The sequence below is a fragment of the Streptomyces sp. ISL-1 genome (genome assembly GCF_018614585.1).
In the GTDB taxonomy this organism is placed as follows: Bacteria; Actinomycetota; Actinomycetes; order Streptomycetales; family Streptomycetaceae; genus Streptomyces; species Streptomyces maoxianensis.
On record NZ_JAGGOI010000024.1, the window covers coordinates 56,849 to 75,712 of the forward strand.

The window sequence follows — 18,864 nt, forward strand, 5'->3', positions numbered from 1 at the left end:
AGCTGTCTTGACCAACATTTCGACAACCGCCATAACAGTGCGCGCACGCGCATCATTCCCGCAGTCCGCCGACCCAGGTCCGGACGGCGTCGGTGATGGTCCGCAGGGTCTCCTCCTCGCTGATCCCGGCGCGTTTGGGCACGGCAAAACCATGATCGCCGTACGGCACCGCCACGAGTTCGTGGTCCCCCTCGGGGAACTCCTCCGGGCGTCCGAAGGGATCATTGCCCCCTTGTACGACGAGGGTGGGCACGCCCGCGCCGAGCAGCTCGTCCGCGCGGGACTTCTCCGGCCTGCCGGGCGGATGCAACGGGAAGCTCAACGCGAGCACGCCGACGGCCCCGAGCTCCCGCGCGGTCCGGCAGGCGACCCGGGCCCCGGCACTGCGGCCTCCGGCGACGACGGGCAGCCCGCGCTTCTCAAGCACGGGCCAGACCCCGCGCCACCCGGCATCCAGCGTCTTCGGCGCGGGAGCCACCTTCTTTCCGGCCACCCGCCACGGCTGCTCGACAAGCGCCACGGTGACCCCGTCCGCGGGCAGCGCCCGGGCAATGGCCTGCACATCCCGCGCCTCGATCCCGCCCCCGGCCCCATGACTGACGGCCACCACCAGCCGAGCCCGCCTGGCGGACACCCAGGTGACGCGGGCGTCACCGGCGCCGGTCTCTACGATCTCAGTGCCACTCACACGTCCATCCTGCCGCGCCGGAGCGGGACAGGCTCGGACCCGGACCGCGAGGCGGCGCACCGGGGAGTGCGCGCGCGGCGAAACCGCCCACTGGGGTGGAGCGCCGGCCTCAGGGCCGCCCCCGGAGCCGCCCGGCGCCGGGAAGCCGCCGACCCGGCGGTGATTGTGCGCGTGCTCCCCTGGACGGACCGCTCTCGGGACCGCACGGGCGCGAAGCCACCCACTCGCACCGCACGCGAACGCGAAGCCGCCGCGACCCCCGGAGTGGGGCCCGCCCCCAGTTCGGGAAGGGGCGGGCTGGGGAAAACCCCCGGTCAGAACAGCGTGCCCTCCTCCGGGGCCGACAGCTCCTCCAGCAGCTCCGGCCCGTTGTTCCGCACATTGCTCACCGCCGTCGTCACCGCGTACGCCCGCATCAAGCCCTCCGGCGGCGGCTCCAGCAGCGCCCGTACCTGCTCCGGATCCCTCCGCGACGGGGCCAGCCACGCGTCCCACCGGTCGGGCGTCAGCATCAGCGGCATCCGCGGGTGGATGTCCGAAAGCGACCGCGGCCCCTGTGCCGGCGCCACCCCCAGCGGCCCCTTCTCCGCCTCCGTCGTGATCACCGAGCAGGTCGCCCACCACGCCTGCGGATGGTCGTCCGGCAGCGTCCGGTCGCGCCAGAACTCGTACACCCCCGCCATCGCGAAGACCGACCCGTCCGCCGGCGTCACGAAGTACGGCTGCTTCCGCGGGCGCTTCCTCTTGCCCTCGGCCTCGAGTTCCCGCTCCCCCGCCCCGGTCACCCACTCGTAATAGCCGTCCGCCGGCAGAATGCAGCGCCGCGTCAGGAAGGGCCTGCGGAAGGACGGCTTCTCGTGCACCGTCTCCGCCCGCGCATTGATCATCCGCGCACCGCCCTCCGGCGACTTCGCCCACGACGGCACAAGCCCCCACTTCAGCGTCCGCAGCTGGCGAACCGGACGGGGATCACCCACGTCTTTCACAGGGCGTTCGAGGATCGCGTAGACCTCTTTCGTGGGGGCCACGTTCCAGTCGGGCGCCAGCGTCTCCTCCGGCTCCCACTTCTCGACCTCGAAGAGTCCGGTGAGATCTTCGGGTCTACGACTCGCTGCATACCGTCCGCACATAAGTGCCACACTGCCACTCCCGCCCGCCGACCGAGGAGCCGCCCGACAAATGGCCAGCACCCAGTCCGCCGCCGACCTGTGGGACCGCGTCTTCGGCACTCAGCCCGCCCCCGACGAGTGGCTGGTCATCGCCACCGGCCTCGTCGCGCTCGCCGCCGTCGTCCCCCGCCCCATATGGCGTCTGTCACGCAGCGCCGTCACCATCGCCCACGAAGGCGGCCACGGCCTCGTCGCTCTGCTCACCGGCCGCCGCCTGGACGGCATCCGGCTGCACTCGGACACCAGCGGCCTCACCGTCAGCGCCGGCAAGCCGACCGGCCTCGGCATGATCCTGACCGCCGCGGCCGGCTACACAGCGCCGCCCCTGCTCGGCCTCGGCGGGGCCTGGCTGCTCGCCGCGCACCACATCACCCTGCTCCTGTGGCTGACCACCGCCCTGCTCCTCGCGATGCTGGTGATGATCCGCAATGCGTACGGCGCGCTCACCGTAATCGTCACCGGCGCCGCCTTCCTCCTGGTCTCCTGGCTGACAGAACCCGGCGTACAGGCCGCCTTCGCCTACGCCGCCGTCTGGTTCCTGCTGCTCGGCGGCGTACGACCGGCCTTCGAGCTGCAGTCCAAGCGCCGCCACGGCGGGGCCCCCGACTCGGACGCCGATCAGCTCTCCCGGCTGACGCACGTACCCCCCGCGATGTGGCTGTTCCTCTTCCACGCGGTGTCGTTGTGCTCCCTGATCGGCGGCGGCCGCTGGCTGCTGGGCCTCTGACCGGTGTCCGGAGAGCCGCACAGCCCCGCACAACCCCGCGCAGCCCTCTATCACTCCTCGGTTACGCCCCCATTTCGGCGTATTTGATCAAGATCGGGGTCTCCGCCGAGCCACTAAAGTGATGGCCATGACCGAAAGCTCCGTCCACCCCGCCCTCTGGCCCGCCCTCTACGCGACCGGGGCCGTCGAAGCGACGGTCACCGTGCCCGGATCCAAATCGGTCACCAACCGCGCCTTGGTGCTGGCCGCACTCGCCGCCGAGCCGGGCTGGCTGCGCCGCCCGCTGCGTTCCCGCGACAGCTTCCTGATGGCGGAGGCGCTGCGCGCCCTCGGTGTCGGCATCGAGGAGGGCGTGGGCGCCGACGGCGAGGGCGAGACCTGGCGGGTGATCCCGGCCGGCCTGCACGGCCCGGCCTCGGTCGACGTCGGCAACGCAGGCACCGTCATGCGCTTTCTGCCCCCGGTCGCCGCCCTCGCCGACGGCGCGGTCCGCTTCGACGGCGACCCCCGCTCCTACGAACGCCCCCTGAACGGCGTGATCGACGCCCTGCGCGTCCTCGGCGCCCGTATCGACGACGACGGCCGCGGCTCCCTCCCGATGACCGTGCACGGCAGCGGCGCGCTCGACGGCGGGTCGGTCAGCATCGACGCGTCCTCGTCCTCGCAGTTCGTCTCCGCCCTGCTGCTGTCCGCCCCGCGCTTCAACCAGGGCGTGGAGGTACGGCACATCGGCGGCACCCTGCCGTCCATGCCGCACATCCGGATGACCGTCGACATGCTGCGCGCCGTCGGCGCCCAGGTCGACGAGCCGGAGACCGGCGGCGAGCCCAATGTCTGGCGGGTCTCCCCGTCCGCGCTGCTCGGCCGCGATCTGACCGTCGAGCCGGACCTGTCGAACGCCCAGCCGTTCCTCGCCGCCGCGCTGATCACCGGCGGCCGGGTCACCATCCCCGACTGGCCCGAGCGGACCACCCAGCCCGGTGACGCGCTGCGTCGGATCTTCACCGAAATGGGCGGCTCCTGCGAGCTGACCGAGGCGGGTCTGACCTTCACCGGCACCGGCCGTATCCACGGCATCGACACCGACCTCGGCGAGGTCGGCGAGTTGACCCCCGGCATCGCGGCCGTCGCCGCGCTCGCCGACTCCCCCTCCACGCTGCGTGGCGTCGCCCATCTGCGCCTCCATGAGACGGACCGCCTCGCGGCCCTGACCAAGGAGATCAACGAGCTCGGCGGCGATGTCACGGAGACCGAGGACGGCCTGCACATCCGCCCGCGCCCGCTGCACGGCGGCGTCTTCCATACGTACGACGACCACCGGATGGCCACGGCCGGCGCGGTCATCGGCCTCGCCGTCGAGGGCGTGGAGATCGAGAACGTCGCGACTACCGCCAAGACCCTGCCCGACTTCCCGCGGATGTGGGCCGGAATGCTCGGGGCCTGACGAGATGCGCCGCTACGGCAAGAACCCCGACGAGGACGACATCCGCGTCCGCCCCAACCGCAAGGGCAACCGCCCCCGGACCAATATCCGGCCCAAGCACGAGGACGCGATCGAGGGCATGGTCCTGACCGTCGACCGCGGCCGGCTCACCTGCCTCGTCGACGACCGCGTCGTCATGGCGATGAAGGCCCGCGAGCTGGGCCGCAAGGCCGCGGTGGTGGGTGACCGGGTCGGGATCGTCGGCGATCTCTCCGGCGAGAAGGACACCCTCGCCCGCATCGTGCGCATCGAGGAGCGGAAATCCGTCCTGCGGCGCACGGCAGACGACGACGATCCCTACGAGCGTGTCGTCGTCGCCAACGCCGACCAGCTGGCGATCGTCACGGCGCTCGCCGACCCCGAACCCCGCCCGCGCCTGATCGACCGCTGCATCGTCGCGGCGTACGACGGCGGACTCACGCCACTCCTCGTACTGACCAAATCGGATCTGGCCTCGCCCGACGAGCTGCTGGAGAAGTACGGCGCGCTGGGTATCCCCCATATCGTCACCACCCGCGACGAGTTCGTGGACGGCGTCGCCGCCGAGCGGGTCCATGAGCACCTCAAGGGCCGGACCACCGTGTTCGTCGGCCACTCCGGCGTCGGCAAGACAACCCTGGTCAACGCCCTCGTACCGAAGAACCGCCGACGCTCCACCGGCGTGGTCAACGCGGTCACCGGCCGCGGCCGGCACACCACCACATCGGCCCTCGCGCTCCCGCTGGCGGCCGAGGAGGGCGGCTGGGTGATCGACACCCCTGGCGTGCGCTCCTTCGGGCTGCACCATGTCAACCCGTCCCGGGTGATCCTCGCTTTCCCCGATCTCGTACCGGGTACGGAAGGCTGTCCACGGGCATGCAGCCACGACGAGCCGGACTGCGCGCTCGACGACTGGGTGGCCGGGGGGCATGCGGATCCGGCGCGGCTGTACTCACTGCGGCGACTGCTCTCCACCCGGGAGCGACGCGAAGGGGACTGATCCCGCACGTTTGCGGGCCCCCGCTCTTGGTAAGTGCATAATCGCACCAAGTGCGACGAAGCAGTCACCGACTGATGCGGGAGGCACAGATCATGGCGTGGCTGCTGGTGGTGGTCGCTGGATTCCTGGAGACGGGCTTCGCCGTCTGCCTCAAGCTCTCGCACGGTTTCACCCGGCTCTGGCCGACGATCGCGTTCGCCGCCTTCGCACTGGGCAGCTTCGGTCTGCTGACGCTCGCGCTGAGGAAGCTCGATGTGGGGCCCGCGTACGCGGTGTGGACGGGCATCGGCGCCGCGGGCACCGCGATCTACGGAATGGTTTTCCTGGGCGACCTGGTCTCCACCCTGAAGATCGTCTCGATCACACTGGTGATTGTAGGCGTCGTCGGTCTGCAGCTGTCGGGCTCGTCGCACTGACGGTCGCGCTGACAGTCGTACCGACAGCTCCGCCGACGGCCGTACGCACCAGCGGCCCGACCCCTTCGCCGACAGGCGCGATCACATACGAGAGCGCGAGCCGCACCGCCTGCTCGCTGCGGTGGGCGAGCTCGGCCGACTCCTCCTTCGTACGGCTCGGGCGAGACCCCTTCTCCAGCGCGGCCAGCGAGCGGTCGCGTACGGCTGCGACCAGATCGGCAGGGGACGGCAGCCCCGCGTCGGCGCGGCGCTGGGCGGGCGCTTTGGACAGCACGGCGCCCCGGCGGGCGGGCCTCGGCACGGGCAGCCGCTCGCTCCAGCAGCCGGTGAGCAGGGCCCGCAGCAGCGGCTTCGCCCGTGCCTCTCCGACCGTCCACTCGGCGATCGCCACCAGTCGGTCCGCCGCTCCGGTCCGCTCGGCGAGCAGCCGGTCGACACCGTGGAGATACGTATCTGCCTCGCGCCGTGCCAGCCCGCGGGCGAGGCCGTCCTTGCTGCCGAACTCGTTGTAGAGGGTCTGCCGCGAGACCCCGGCGGCAGACGCGACATCGACCATCCGTACCCCTGACCAGGGCAGCTGGGCGAGCGCCATGAGAGCGGCGTTCAGCAAGGACTCTCGCGCTGTAGGCATCGTCGCCTCCCGGGCCATGCGGCTCTCCGGCCATGCGGCCATCCGGCTCTGCAGCCGTGCGCCTCCCAGGCCGTGCGGCGCTGCGCTCAGGGTTGACGGGCCGCCATCCACTGTCAATAGCCATGGCGGACAGGGCCCCGGGATGAGCCCCGTGAGCCCCGATAGAGTGACGACCATGCCCGACTACCACGACGATCTGCGTCTCGCCCATGTCCTCGCGGACGCCGCCGACGCCGCCACGATGGACCGGTTCAAGGCGATGGACCTGAAGGTCGAGACCAAGCCGGACATGACGCCGGTGAGCGAGGCCGACAAGTCGGCGGAGGAGCTGATCCGCGGACAGCTGCAACGGGCCAGGCCACGCGACGCGATCCTCGGCGAGGAGTACGGCATCGAGGGCACGGGCCCGCGCCGCTGGGTCATCGACCCGATCGACGGTACGAAGAACTATGTGCGCGGCGTGCCGGTCTGGGCGACGCTGATCTCCTTGATGGTGCAGGGCGAGGGCGGCTACCAGCCCGTCGTGGGCGTGGTGTCGGCCCCGGCGCTGGGCCGCCGCTGGTGGGCCGCACAGGGCGGCGGCGCGTACACCGGGCGCAGCCTGACATCCGCGACCCGGCTACGGGTCTCCAAGGTCGGCCGGATCCAGGACGCGTCGTTCGCGTACTCCTCGCTGAGCGGCTGGGAGGAGCAGGGGCGGCTCGACGGATTCCTGGACCTGTCCCGGGCCTGCTGGCGCACCCGCGGCTATGGCGACTTCTGGCCGTACATGATGGTCGCCGAGGGTTCGGTGGACATCTGCGCGGAGCCGGAGCTCTCGCTGTGGGACATGGCGGCGACCGCGATCGTCGTACAGGAAGCGGGCGGATCCTTCACCGGCCTGGACGGACGCCGGGGCCCGCACAGCGGAAACGCGGCCGCGTCCAACGGTTTGCTCCACGAGGAGCTGCTGGGATACCTGAATCAGCGCTACTGACGGGCGTATTTGACGGGCACCTACACCCTTCCAACCGGCTGTGCCTGCCCTCTTGCTGCCACCCCGTGGGACTGAGACTCTGAAGGTCCCCACACTTGTGAACTTGTGAATCGGTTCTCGAACGACCGAACACCAAGGAGGTGGCTCCATCCATGCTCGTCCGTGACGCCATGAGCACGGTGGTCCTCACCATCGGACCCGCACACACACTCCGCCAGGCAGCGTGCCTGATGGCCTCGCGCCGTATCGGCGCCGCCGTCGTACTCGACACCGACGCCGGCGGGCTCGGCATTCTGACCGAGCGCGACGTTCTGAACTCGGTGGGCGCGGGGCAGGACCCCGACCTCGAGAACGCCGGCGCCCACACCACCACCGACGTCGTCTTCGCCGCGCCGTCCTGGACCCTGGAGGAGGCCGCGGAGGCCATGACGCACGGAGGGTTCCGGCATCTGATCGTGCTCGACGGCGACGGGCCTGTCGGCATCGTCTCCGTACGCGACATCATCCGGTGCTGGGCCCCGGCGAGGCGGCACCCGGCGAGGCTCGTCGGCTAGCACGCGCACCAGCCGGTCAGCGCGCCCAACCGTCGGCGCACACAAGCGGGCGGCCGGGCAACACCGACCGGACACACGCCGACCGGACAAACGCCGAGTGGACTCACGCGACTGGGCACACAAGAGGGCCGGACCCCCTGGACAGGGATCCGGCCCTCTGTTCTACGGCAAGCGCCCGTCAGCCACGCAGGGCCTGGACCGCGGCCTCCAGCCGCTTGCCGAGGTCGCCGTCGGCCTGACGGAAGTTGTTGACCGCGCGCTCGGCGATGTCGTCGCGCGACACCTTCGAGATGAACCCGGCGAGGTTCTCGATGAGGCGGCCCTTCTCGTCTTCCGACATCAGCCGGTAGAGGTTGCCCGCCTGCACGAAGTCGTTGTCCTCGGCGTGCGCGGGAGCCTCGTGGTTGCCGGTGTCACCGGTGACGGGGGTCGACACCCACAGCGGCCTGTCCGTCTGGAAAGGGCCGCCGAAGCTGTTCGGCTCGTAGTTCTTGGTTCCCTTGTGGCGACCGTCGTACAGGTAGCCGTCACGGCTGTTGGTGCGCGCCTCGGTGGCGTGCGGGCGGTTCACCGGCAGGTGGTCGGCGTTGATGCCGACGCGGTAGCGGTGGGCGTCGCCGTACGCGAAGAGCCGGCCCTGCAGCATCTTGTCGGGCGACGGGCCGATGCCCGGCACGAAGTGCGCGGGGCTGAAGATCGACTGCTCGACCTCCGCGAAGATGTTCTCCGGGTTGCGGTTGAGCTCCAGCTTGCCGATCTCGATCGGCGGGTAGTCCTCGTGCGGCCAGACCTTCGTCAGGTCGAACGGGTTGAAGCGGTACGTGGCCGCCTCGGCCGCCGGCATGATCTGCACCTGCACGGTCCAGGACGGGAAGTCACCGCGCTCGATGGCCTCACGCAGGTCGCGCTGGTGCGAGTCCGGGTCCACGCCGGAGAGGCGGTTGGCCTCGTCGGTGGTGAGGTTCTTGATGCCCTGGTCGGTCTTGAAGTGGTACTTGACCCAGAAGACCTCGCCGGCCTCGTTGTTCCACTGGTACGTGTGGGAGCCGTAGCCGTTCATGTGGCGCAGCGTCGCCGGGATGCCACGGTCGCCGAAGAGCCAGGTCACCTGGTGGGTCGATTCCGGGCTGAGGCCCCAGAAGTCCCACACATTGTCGGCTTCCTGCGAACCCGTGTAGGGGTCGCGCTTCTGCGTGTGGATGAAGTCCGGGAACTTGATGGCGTCCTTGATGAAGAACACCGGGGTGTTGTTGCCGACGAGGTCGTAGTTGCCCTCTTCGGTGTAGAACTTCAGCGCGAAGCCGCGGGGGTCGCGCACGGCGTCGGCGGAGCCGAGGTTGCCGGCGACGGTGGAGAACCGGAGGAAGGTCTCCGTCTGCTTGCCCACCTCTGAGAGGAACTTCGCACGCGTCCACTGCGATACGTCGCGGGTCAGCGTGAAGGTGCCGTACGCGCCGGCGCCGCGCGCGTGCACGATGCGCTCCGGGATCCGCTCACGGTTGAAGTGCGCGAGCTTCTCGAGAAGAGCCTGGTCCTGGACGAGAACCGGACCGCCGACGCCCGCGGTCTCGCTGTTCTGATTGTCGCCGACCGGCGCGCCGGCCTCCGTAGTGAGCGGTCCCTGCGTCACATGCGCCTCCTGCGTCATAACTGCGAGTCCTGTTCCTTGGCGTTTGCCTGGTCTCGATCCTACAATGGACTTTGTCTAAGTCAAGGGAACATCCAAAGTCACACACGTTCGGGACCTGGGTCCCACCACTGTTAGGCTGGTCCTTATGAGTGACCTGTTGGAACGACTTCGCGAACGCGGCTGGCGCCTGACCGCCCAGCGGCGTGTCGTGGCAGAGGTCCTCGACGGCGACCACGTCCACCTGACGGCCGACGAGGTGCACGCGCGCGCCGTGCAGAGGCTCCCCGAGATCTCCCGGGCGACGGTGTACAACACGCTGGGCGAGCTGGTCAGCCTTGGCGAAGTCCTGGAAGTCTCAACGGACCGCCGCGCCAAGCGCTACGACCCGAACGCCCACCAGCCGCACCAGCACCTGGTCTGCGCCCAGTGCGGCGCCATCCGGGACGTCCACCCCTCGGGCAACCCGCTGGCGGACCTTCCGGACACGGAGCGCTTCGGCTTCACGGTCTCCGACGTGGAGGTCACCTACCGCGGCACGTGCCCGAACTGCGCGTCGGCCTGAGGCCGGCCTGAGACTTACGCATCCGAAGGGCCCGGCACCGATGAGGTGCCGGGCCCTTCACGTTTGCGCGGCGTAGGGCCCCTGGCAACAGCACGCGTCCTTCGCGGATCCGCGGCGTACGGCACGCAATGTGCCGCTCGGCTCGACGATCACGCATGGCCCTCGCGGACCCGCGGTGCAGGCACCCGGACATACGACGAAGGCCCGGATCCTGTATGGATCCGGGCCTTCGTCTGTCAGTAGCGGGGACAGGATTTGAACCTGCGACCTCTGGGTTATGAGCCCAGCGAGCTACCGAGCTGCTCCACCCCGCGTCGGTAAACACGACCTTACGGCACCCCGTCGACCAGCGCAAATCGATATGCACCGCTACACCGCGCTACGCCGTGAGCTCCTGGTGCAGCGCCTCGCGCAGCCGCGCGGCCCGCTCCGCCACCTCGGCGGGGCCCAGCTCGACGGCACGCGCGCACCACCGCTGGCCCTCGGTCAGCTCACCCCTGCGGGCGGCGAGCAGCGCCAGGCGCAGCGCGGCCCTGCCGTGCCCCGCGCGGGCGGCGCGGGACCACCACAGGGCAGCCTCACGCTCGCTGCCCTCGCGGGCGAGGAGCAGCCCGAGGTTGAACGCGCCGTTGCGGCTGCCCGCCTCGGCCGCCTCCCGGTACCAGCGGGCGGCCTCGGCCATGTCGCCGCGGGCGGCTGCGAGCATCCCGACACGTACCTGGGCACGACGGTGCCCCATCTCGGCGGCGCGCTCGTACCACTCCTCGCACTCGCTCTTCTCGGCCACCGGCTCGCCGAGCGCGGGCGGCCCGGGCGGCGGCTGGCGCGAGTCGAGCACGGTGGCGAGCCGGAAGGCGGCCTCGGCGCTGCCGCCGCCCGCCGCGCAGCGCAGATGACGCTCGGCGGCCTGCTCGTCGCCGTCCCTGAGCAGCGCGATGCCGACCTGGAGGGCGGCCTCGGTGTGGCCGGCCGCCGCTGCCCGCTCGTACCAGGTCAGGGCCGTACGGTCGTCGTCGCGACCGACGTGGAGGATGCCCAGGTTGAAGGCGGCGTCGACGCTCCCGGCCTCGGCCGCCTTGGAGAACCAGGGCTCGGCGCCGGTCGCGTCGCCCGCCTGCAGGAGCAGTACGGCGAGCGCGTTGGCGGCTTCGCGGTGCCCGGCGTAGGCGGCGCGGCGGTACCACTGCTCGGCCTGCGGCGTACGGTCCTGGGCAGCGCAGAGCAGCCCCAGGTTGTACGCGCCGTTGACGTCGCCCGCGTCCATGGCGGCGCGGTACCAGCGCTCGGCGGTCTGCTGCTCGCCTCGGGCGGCATGCAGCGCGCCCAGGGCGTTGGCGGCATTGCCGTCGCCGTCCTGGGCAGCACGCAGCCACCAGACGGCGGCGCTCTCCTCGTCGCCGGCATCCCGCAGCAGAAACCCGAGCGCGCAGGCGGCACGGGCCTCGCCGTCCTTTGCGGCGGTGAGGTACCAGCGGCCGGCCTCCTTGAGCTCGCCGCGCTGCTCGAGGATCGCGCCGAGGTGCAGCGCGGCCCGCCGATGCCCACGGGCGGCGGCCTGCTGGTACCACTGCGCCGCCTCGTCGAGTACGGACAGCTCAGCCCGATCGCCGAGCTCGCCGCTCGCGCCGTCCTCGCCGACAGGCCCAGTGGCGACGTCCCCGGCACCGGAACCGCTCCGCTGCGCGAGTCCGGCGCGCGAGCCTGCCGCGGCCGTCGCGCCACGGTCCTGGCGCGCGGAAGCACTGCCCGCCGAATCCACCCGGGCCGTGGCGGCCGAGCCGCTCACGGGGGCGCCGCCCCCGGCACCGCGCCCGGCACCGCGCCCGGAAACGACGGCGCCGGAACCCGAGATCACGGCGTCGGAAGCGGAGAGCGCCCTCCTGCAGGCGCCCTCGGCGTCGCGCGCCGCGGGCCCCGAGCGTCCCATCACCAGGGCCACGGCCCCGCCCGCTCGGGCCTCCTGTGCCGCCCGGCGCTCCAGCGCGCGGGCGAGCCGGTAGGCGGCCTCGCGGTGCCCCTGCTCCGCCGCCGCGCGCAGCCAGCGCTCCGCGCCCGCATCGCCGCGGTGCTCCAGCAGATCGGCGAGAGCGTATGCGCCCAACGCGTGCCCCTGCTCGGCGGACTGGCGCAGCCAGTACTCCGCGGCGGGCTCGTCGCCGCGCTCGCGGAAGTGCCGTCCCAGCGCGTGCGCCGCAGCAGCGGAACCGGCGACGGCGGCGATACGCCACCACCCGGCCGCCTCGTCGGCGTATCCCCTCTGATGGAGCAGAACACCCAGATTGTTCGCGGCGGCACGGTCGCCCTCGGCGGTCGCGGCACGCAGATAGGCCTCGGCGCCGTCGAGATCGCCTCGCCGCAGCAGAAGCGCGCCGAGCACACTCATCGACGCGGTGTCGCCGCCTTCGGCCGCGCGCCGGTGGCGTGCCTCGGCCCCAGCGGTCTCCACCGGGTCGACGCCCGCATCGCTGCCCGCACCGTCAGTGTTGTGAGTGTTGTCAACGTTGTCAGTGTTGACAACGGCGTTGGCAGGACTGGTCGCGTCCGCCACCTTTCCGGCATGCCGGTGCACAAACCGCCCTGTCTCCAACAGAGTTGCCCTGTCCCCCATAAATTCCATCGTCGCACCACCTGCAACCCGCGTACACCTGGTATACCGCAGCCAGTGAGGTCACTTCAGCGTTTTGTCGACTTGCCCACAGAGAGATAAGTCAAACACGCTCGACCCCAACTCCCCCCACGCGGCACACAGTTCTCACCAGCAGCACATACGCACGAAGAGGGCCCGGATCCTCAAAGGATCCGGGCCCTCTTTCTTTTCAGTAGCGGGGACAGGATTTGAACCTGCGACCTCTGGGTTATGAGCCCAGCGAGCTACCGAGCTGCTCCACCCCGCGTCGTTGTGTTGCAACCGTACCACGACGCGGGATGGTGCCTGCTCAGCGGCCCTATGGGGTGGTCTTCGGTGCGGGACTGGCCTGCGCCGCCGCGGCTCGCGCCAGCGCATCCTGCAGGGCAGCCTGCGCCTTGCCGTACGCCTCCCAGTCCGTCGGCTTCTTCTCCAGCGCCGCCTCGGCGTCGTCGTATGCCTTCTGGGCGTCCGCGATCGCAGCCTTCAGCGCCGCGTCACCGGTCGCCGGCGGCGGCTTGGTGGTGTCGCCCGGCGGTGGTGTCGTCGTCGGTGGCTGCTCCGCGCCCTCCTGCAGGAAGACGGCGTTGAGCGCCTCCGTGAGGCTGTCCTTGAAGACCGGCTTGCCTCCGCCGTACGCGACGGCGACCTTCTTCAGCAGCGGATAGTTGGCGCTTCCGCCTCGTGCGTACACCGGCTCGATGTAGAGGAACCCGCCATCGAGCGGCACCGTCAGCAGGTTGCCGTACTCGATGTCCGAGTCGGTGCCCCTGAGGTCCCGGACGAAGGTCGCCACCTCGGGCACACCGTTGAGTTCACTCTGCACCTGTTGTGGCCCTTGGACGGTCTCGGTGACTCTCAACAGCCTTATCGCGCCGTAGTTCTTGCTGGTGGCGTCGGCGTCGACGGCCATGAACGCACCCAAGTTGGGCCGTCCGGCCGGTGTGAACGTCGTCGTCAGCGAGAACTTCTGGCTCTTCTCCCCGGGCATCTTCAGGCTCAGGTAGTACGGCGGGACGGCACTGGTGTCCTTGTTCGTCGGGTCGTCCGGCACCTGCCAGGCATCACTGCCGCTGTAGAACTGCTCGGCCTCGGTGACGTGGTACCTGGTGAGCAGCTCACGCTGCACCTTGAACATGTCCTGCGGGTACCGCAGATGGGCCTTGAGCGCCGGCGCGATGTCGCTCTTGGACTTCACCGTGCCGGGGAATGCCTTCATCCAGGTCTTGAGCACCGGGTCTTCGGTGTCCCACTGGTACAGGTTGATTGTGCCGTCGTACGCGTCGACGGTGGCCTTCACCGAGTTGCGGATGTAGTTGACCTGGTTCTGCTGGGCGACGACCGCGCGCTGATTGGTGGTCAGCGAATCGGCCGTGGTGTCCCCCAGCGTCGTACGCGAGGCGTAGGGGTAGCCGTTGGTCGTGGTGTACGCGTCGACGATCCACTGGATGCGGCCGTTGACGACCGCCGGGTAGGCGTCGCCGTCGATGGTCAGCCAGGGGGCGACCGCCTCGACGCGCTCCTTGGGCGTGCGGTTGTAGAGAATCCGCGAACCGTCGCCGACAGCTCCCGAGTAGAGAATCTGCGGCTCGCTGAAGGCGACGGCGTACGCGGCGCGGTTCAGCGGGCTGGAGAGGTTGACCCCGCTCTTGCCCTTGTAGCTGGTGGTCTCCTCGCCGTTCTTCTCGTAGTCGAGCTCCTTTTGCGGGCCGCCGACGATGGAGTACTGCTCGGTCTTCTCGCCGTAGTAGATCCGCTGCTCGTACTTGCCGAGCTGCCCGGTGGTGGGCAGCCCGGACTCGGTGAAGTCCGGCGAACCGACGGTGCCCTGGTCGGGGTCCGTGATGGTGTTCGTGCCCTTGGCCGCGATCGCGCCATAGCCATGGGTGTACGTGAAGTGGTCATTGATCCAGTTGCGCTTCTGGATGCCCGTGATGTTGAGCTCACGCAGACCGATGACCGTGTCCTGCGGCCTGCCGTCGGTGCCGGTGTACCGGTCGACGTCCAGAGTCGCGGGGAACTGGTAGTACTTGCGCTCCTGCTGGAGCTGCTGGAAGGCGGGCGAGACGACGTTGGAGTCGACCAGGCGGTAGCTGGCCGCCGTGGTGGCGTCGGTGCGCTGCTGGGCCTTCCGCTTGGGGTCGCCCTTACCGGAGTAGTCCTCGGGCTTGGCCTTGTCGATGCCGTACGCGTGCCGCGTGGCCTCGATGTTCTTCTTGATGTACGGACTTTCCTTGGCCTGCTCGTTCGGCTGGACCTGGAACTTCTGCACGATCGCCGGGTAGAGGCCGCCGATGAGGATCGCCGACAGGACCATCAGACCGAAGCCGATCACCGGCAGCTGCCAGGTGCGGCGCCAGAGCGTCGCGAAGAAGAGCACGGCGCAGATGACGGCGATGCAGAAGAGGATCGTCTTCGCCGGGAGGTAGGCGTTGGCGTCGACGTACCGCAGGCCCGTCCAGTTGCCGGCCGCCTTGAAGTCGCTGGACTTCACCGCGAGGCCGTACCGGTCGAGCCAGTACGCCACGGCCTTGAGCGAGACGAAGACGCCGAGCAGCACCGAGAGATGGCCGGTGGCCGCGCCCGTCGCCCGGGCGCCGGGGCTGGTGATGCGCAGTCCGCCGTACAGATAGTGCGTGAGGGCGGCGGCGATGAGCGAGAGCACGGCGGCCGCGAAGCCGAAGCCGAGCAGGAACCGGTACCAGGGCAGGTCGAACGCGTAGAACGACACGTCCATCTGGAACTGCGGGTCCTTCTGGCCGAAGGAGACGCCGTTGACCCACATCAGCCAGGTCCGCCACTGACCGGTGGCGGACGCTCCGGCGATCAGCCCGACAAGAGCGGTGATCCCGAGGAGCACCCACTTCTTGTACGGGGCGATGCTCATCCGGTACCGGTCAAGGCTCTGCTGCTCGAGCGACATCGCGCTCAGCGGCGGGCGCAGCCGGTGCGCGAGCCAGATGTTCAGGCCGACAGCCGCGGCCATCAGCAGGCCGAAGACCGCGAACAGTCCGACCTTGGTCCACAGGGTGGTGGTGAAGACGGACGAGTAGTGAACCGATCGGTACCAGAGCCAGTCGGTCCAGAACCCGGCGAACATGACGAACACCATGGCCAGCACGGCCAGGACGCCCAATGTCATGAGCAGGGTACGGATACGCCGGGACGGCCGGCCCACTCTGATCCGTGGCCCGGTCGGGCCTCCGCCGCGGTCCGGCATCTGGAAAGCCAACGTGCGCACCTCGAAGTTCGCGGTCGTGTGAAACGGGCCCCGCGATCGTAGAGCCCACTACTGCAACTTACTGAGGCTTTACCTAGTTCCCGTCTCGGGGTCGAAAGGAGGCAGGATATTAGCCATGTCCAACGATTCCCCCTCCAGTTCCAGCCCATCCGACCAGCCGACTCCGGCCTCGGGCCCGATCGCCGCGACCCCGCTGACCCGCGCAGTGCTCGAAATCGACGAATACGCATCCGGGCTCGGCTGGGACCAGCCGGCCCGGCTCTTCGCGCTCGTCGACACCGCGCAACTGCGTTCCCAGGAGCCGGGCCTCGCGGCCCAGCTCGGCCTCGACAGCGAGGAGGCGGCCGCGCCGCTGACCCCGATCGAGCAGGACGAGATCCCGGCCGGCACACCGCTCGACGAGTTCTTGGCCACCATCGCCTGGCCGGACGCGGTGGCCGGCTGCGCGCTCACCGTGGAACGCCAGATGCTCCCGCCGTCGGCGGAGGCCTCCGTCCCGGACGGCCTCGATGACGACGCCCTCACCAAGTGGGTCGCGGCCCATCCGGACCGCCAGGAGGTCCGGATGACGGTGGCGGTCCTCCGCGACGGCGCCCGTGAATCGGCGCTGCGCCTGCGCGAGAAGGACTCCGCAAAGGAGGTCCTGACGGGCTCGGCCCTGGTCCCGGGCCTCGCGGCGGCGCTTGAGACGACGTTCGAGGCGTAACAGGACGAACTGACACCACGAAGGAAGCTGCCGTACCGGGTCGGCAGGACCGGGTACGGCGGTTCGCCATGGTCGGCCCGGCATGCCTTCGGACGCCGAGCCCGGCGCCGCGGCAGGGCGCGCGGGGCGGGACAGTGGCCAAGCCGCGGGCAGCGGCGCGGGCGACGGCCCGGCAGGCGAAGGAGCGCTCTGAGCCGACCCGCGAAAGCGGCGCGGACGCGGTGAGCGGGGAGGACCCGGCCGGACCACGGGGCCGCTGCAGCGGAGCTCAGCGCGGGGCGGGCTTGCGGCGGCTCGAAGCAGCCGCCGCGGCAGCGGCTCGGAACGGCAAGCGGCCGGCCGCGGGCGACTGCCCGAGCAGGCGCGCGGGGCGCGCTTAGGTCGAGGCCGGCGGCGCGAGGGGCACCGCCGGGGCGGCGCCGGCGCTGACGCAGGAGGCCCGCCAAGACCCCGGCGTCAGCTTGCCGAGCAGCCCACGAGGCCCGCCGTGTCCCCCGACTTGATCTTCTCCAGCGACTTCGCCGCGTCGTCGATCGTGTTCACCTTCACCAGCGTCAGCCCGTCCGGAATGTCCGACGCCGCCGTCGCGCAGTTCTCACCCGGCGTCAGGAAATACTCCGCGCCCGCATTGCGCGCCCCTACAAGCTTCATCTCGATCCCGCCGATCGGACCGACCTTCCCCTGGTCGTCGATCGTGCCGGTACCTGCCACGAACTTCCCGCCCGTGAGGTCCCCCGGCGTCAGCTTGTCGACGATCCCGAGCGCGAACATCAGACCTGCGCTGGGACCCCCCACATCCGCCAGATTGATGTTGATGGCCAACGGGAAGGTGTGGTCGGTCCCGGCATGGATGCCGACGATCGCCCGGTCGCCCTTGTCCGCCTTCACCGTGGTGATCGTGACCTTTTCGGTCCCCTCGGGCTCCTTGCCCGCCTTCTCCGCCGCGGCCGCCTCCTTCGCGGGGACGATCGTGAAGACCACGTCCTCGCCGGGCTTGTGCTTCACGACGAGCTTGGCCACGTCGCCGGGCTCCTTCACCGACGTACCGTCAACGGCGCGAATGACATCGCCCGCGTGCAGCCGGTTCTCCGAAGGCGTGTCCTTGAGGACCGTGGAGACCACGACCCGCGACTTCACCGGGACCTTCAGCTGCTTCAGCGCGGCCACCTTGGCGCTCTCCTGCGACTGGGTGAACTCCTCGGCGTTCTCCTGAGTCGACTGCTCCTCGGTCTTCCCGTCCGGGTAGAGCGTGTCGTGGGGCACGACCACGTTGTCGTGGGCCAGCCAGCCGTACACCGCCTCGACGAGGTTCATCTTGTAGTCCGCACCGGTGACCCGGACCGTCGTCATATTGAGATGGCCGGTCGCCGGGTACGTCTTGCGGCCGGAGATCTGCAGGACCGGCTCGCCACCAGCCTCGCCGAGAGTGTTGACCGTCGGTCCGGGCGACATCTCCGAATACGGCACAGTGATGAACACCCCTGCGCAGAGCAGCGCGATGAAAGTCAGGGTGGAGGCGAGCATCGTCGCGGTGCGGCGTGGCATGGAACGACAGTACGGGACAGGTCTGTCAGACCGCTGTCGGGGCCGCTACGTACGGGCACTTGGCAATCGCGTACGGTCCGCGGCGGGTCACCTGAGTCAAGCAGCGTCAGTACCGGAGTCTGTTTTCTCCATCGCGTCGCGGAACCGCGCATAACCGGCAAGCTCGGCGACATCCCCGGTCGTCCGGTTCCGGGAAGCCCAGCTTCCCCATATCGCAGCGCCGACGGCAGCGAAAAGCGGAATCAGCAACCAGGCAAGTGCTGCCATCGCGACCTCCCTACCCCATGAGCAAACGCACCTGAATGATCAGCAGACTAGTCATCCGCAGATTCAACGCTCAGGCCAGGGGTGCGGTTACGCAAATCGGGGCGCATGGGAGCCGACCGGGTTTCAGCAGGCCTCGACCCGCTCACCGCCTCAGCAGGCGCCGACCCACTCCTCCGTGCCGTCGGAGAATTTCTGGTGCTTCCAGATGGGCACCTCGTGCTTGAGGTCGTCGATCAGCTTTCGGCAGGCCTCGAAGGCCTCCCCGCGGTGCGGGCACGACACGGCGACGACGACGGCCAGATCACCGACTGCCAAGTCACCCACACGGTGGACGGCGGCAAGCGCCCGAACGGGGAATTCCGCCGTGACCTTCTCGGCGACACGACGCATCTCCGCCTCGGCCGTGGGGTGGCAGGAGTACCCCAGCGTGTCGACATCGGCTCCGCCGTCGTGATTGCGCACGGTGCCGACGAAGAGCGCGGTGCCGCCCGCCGCGTCGTCGCCGACGGCTGCGAAGACCTCGTCGACGGAGAGCGGGGTGTCGCGGATCGCGAGCAGGCGGATGGGGTCGTTCGCCGCCTGCTCGCCGGGGTGGTCGTACCTGCTTGCCATGCCGTCCATCGTGCCGTACGCCACTGACATCGCGGAACAGCACCTTCGACCG

Annotated in this window: 17 protein-coding genes and 2 tRNA genes; 8 read left to right on the top strand and 11 right to left on the bottom strand. The window is 70.0% G+C overall.

Annotation, left to right across the window (positions count from 1 at the left end; genetic code table 11):
• Positions 1-52 precede the first annotated feature (52 nt).
• Positions 53-688 carry an alpha/beta family hydrolase gene (locus tag J7E87_RS18470; RefSeq protein WP_215095317.1) on the bottom strand — a complete coding sequence of 212 codons (636 nt, stop codon included), beginning with the start codon at positions 686-688 and terminating at the stop codon, positions 53-55.
• A 314-nt stretch (positions 689-1,002) separates the two neighbouring features.
• On the bottom strand, positions 1,003-1,818 hold the full coding sequence (locus tag J7E87_RS18475) for an SOS response-associated peptidase (RefSeq protein WP_215095320.1): 816 nt from the start codon (positions 1,816-1,818) through the stop codon (positions 1,003-1,005).
• A 49-nt stretch (positions 1,819-1,867) separates the two neighbouring features.
• Between J7E87_RS18475 and J7E87_RS18480 the strand changes: the two genes are divergently transcribed.
• The 4 genes from J7E87_RS18480 (at position 1,868) to J7E87_RS18495 (ending at position 5,462) form a co-directional block, all read left to right on the top strand.
• Positions 1,868-2,584 (top strand): M50 family metallopeptidase, encoded by a 717-nt coding sequence (locus J7E87_RS18480; RefSeq protein WP_215095321.1) that lies wholly within the window; start codon positions 1,868-1,870, stop codon positions 2,582-2,584.
• A gap of 127 nt (positions 2,585-2,711) precedes the next feature.
• Entirely contained in the window at positions 2,712-4,028 is a 1,317-nt protein-coding gene (gene aroA, locus J7E87_RS18485; RefSeq protein ID WP_215095323.1) for a 3-phosphoshikimate 1-carboxyvinyltransferase, read from the top strand.
• 4 nt (positions 4,029-4,032) lie between these two features.
• Positions 4,033-5,046 (top strand): ribosome small subunit-dependent GTPase A, encoded by a 1,014-nt coding sequence (rsgA, locus tag J7E87_RS18490; protein WP_215095325.1) that lies wholly within the window; start codon positions 4,033-4,035, stop codon positions 5,044-5,046.
• 92 nt (positions 5,047-5,138) lie between these two features.
• Positions 5,139-5,462, top strand: coding sequence for a multidrug efflux SMR transporter (locus tag J7E87_RS18495; RefSeq protein WP_215095451.1), 324 nt, complete (start codon positions 5,139-5,141; stop codon positions 5,460-5,462).
• Here J7E87_RS18495 and J7E87_RS18500 read toward each other — a convergent pair.
• Positions 5,407-6,093: a TetR/AcrR family transcriptional regulator gene (locus J7E87_RS18500; protein WP_215095327.1), complete on the bottom strand. Its 687-nt coding sequence runs from the start codon at positions 6,091-6,093 to the stop codon at positions 5,407-5,409. The genes J7E87_RS18495 and J7E87_RS18500 overlap by 56 nt on opposite strands.
• Before the next feature lie 175 nt (positions 6,094-6,268).
• Between J7E87_RS18500 and hisN the strand changes: the two genes are divergently transcribed.
• Both hisN and J7E87_RS18510 read left to right on the top strand, forming a co-directional pair.
• On the top strand, positions 6,269-7,069 hold the full coding sequence (hisN, locus tag J7E87_RS18505; protein WP_215095329.1) for a histidinol-phosphatase: 801 nt from the start codon (positions 6,269-6,271) through the stop codon (positions 7,067-7,069).
• 152 nt (positions 7,070-7,221) lie between these two features.
• Positions 7,222-7,623: a cyclic nucleotide-binding/CBS domain-containing protein gene (locus J7E87_RS18510; RefSeq protein WP_215095332.1), complete on the top strand. Its 402-nt coding sequence runs from the start codon at positions 7,222-7,224 to the stop codon at positions 7,621-7,623.
• Between the two features lie 178 nt (positions 7,624-7,801).
• Here J7E87_RS18510 and J7E87_RS18515 read toward each other — a convergent pair whose 3' ends face one another.
• Positions 7,802-9,271: a catalase gene (locus J7E87_RS18515; protein WP_251017630.1), complete on the bottom strand. Its 1,470-nt coding sequence runs from the start codon at positions 9,269-9,271 to the stop codon at positions 7,802-7,804.
• A gap of 127 nt (positions 9,272-9,398) precedes the next feature.
• Between J7E87_RS18515 and J7E87_RS18520 the strand changes: the two genes are divergently transcribed.
• The gene (locus J7E87_RS18520) at positions 9,399-9,815 is read left to right on the top strand and encodes a Fur family transcriptional regulator (RefSeq protein WP_215095335.1); all 417 of its coding nucleotides are present in this window, start codon (positions 9,399-9,401) and stop codon (positions 9,813-9,815) included.
• Between the two features lie 240 nt (positions 9,816-10,055).
• On the opposite strand, the gene J7E87_RS18525 is transcribed toward J7E87_RS18520, so the two are convergent.
• The 4 genes from J7E87_RS18525 to J7E87_RS18540 form a co-directional block, all read right to left on the bottom strand.
• A tRNA-Met gene (locus J7E87_RS18525) sits at positions 10,056-10,129 on the bottom strand.
• A 65-nt stretch (positions 10,130-10,194) separates the two neighbouring features.
• Entirely contained in the window at positions 10,195-12,432 is a 2,238-nt protein-coding gene (locus tag J7E87_RS18530) for a tetratricopeptide repeat protein (protein WP_215095338.1), read from the bottom strand.
• 203 nt (positions 12,433-12,635) lie between these two features.
• A tRNA-Met gene (locus J7E87_RS18535) sits at positions 12,636-12,709 on the bottom strand.
• A 51-nt stretch (positions 12,710-12,760) separates the two neighbouring features.
• Complete coding sequence (locus J7E87_RS18540) at positions 12,761-15,661, bottom strand: UPF0182 family protein (RefSeq protein WP_215095453.1); 2,901 nt, start codon at positions 15,659-15,661, stop codon at positions 12,761-12,763.
• A gap of 136 nt (positions 15,662-15,797) precedes the next feature.
• Between J7E87_RS18540 and J7E87_RS18545 the strand changes: the two genes are divergently transcribed.
• A complete protein-coding gene (locus J7E87_RS18545; protein WP_215095340.1) occupies positions 15,798-16,388 on the top strand; it encodes a PPA1309 family protein in 591 nt (196 codons plus the stop codon).
• Between the two features lie 456 nt (positions 16,389-16,844).
• Here the strand turns inward: J7E87_RS18545 and J7E87_RS18550 are convergent, their stop codons facing one another.
• The 3 genes from J7E87_RS18550 to J7E87_RS18560 form a co-directional block, all read right to left on the bottom strand.
• Positions 16,845-17,933, bottom strand: a complete 1,089-nt coding sequence (locus J7E87_RS18550) for a PDZ domain-containing protein (protein ID WP_215095342.1) — start codon at positions 17,931-17,933, stop codon at positions 16,845-16,847.
• A gap of 96 nt (positions 17,934-18,029) precedes the next feature.
• Complete coding sequence (locus J7E87_RS18555; RefSeq protein ID WP_215095345.1) at positions 18,030-18,200, bottom strand: hypothetical protein; 171 nt, start codon at positions 18,198-18,200, stop codon at positions 18,030-18,032.
• Positions 18,201-18,350: 150 nt separating this feature from the next.
• A complete protein-coding gene (locus J7E87_RS18560; RefSeq protein ID WP_215095456.1) occupies positions 18,351-18,812 on the bottom strand; it encodes a molybdenum cofactor biosynthesis protein MoaE in 462 nt (153 codons plus the stop codon).
• Positions 18,813-18,864 lie beyond the last annotated feature (52 nt).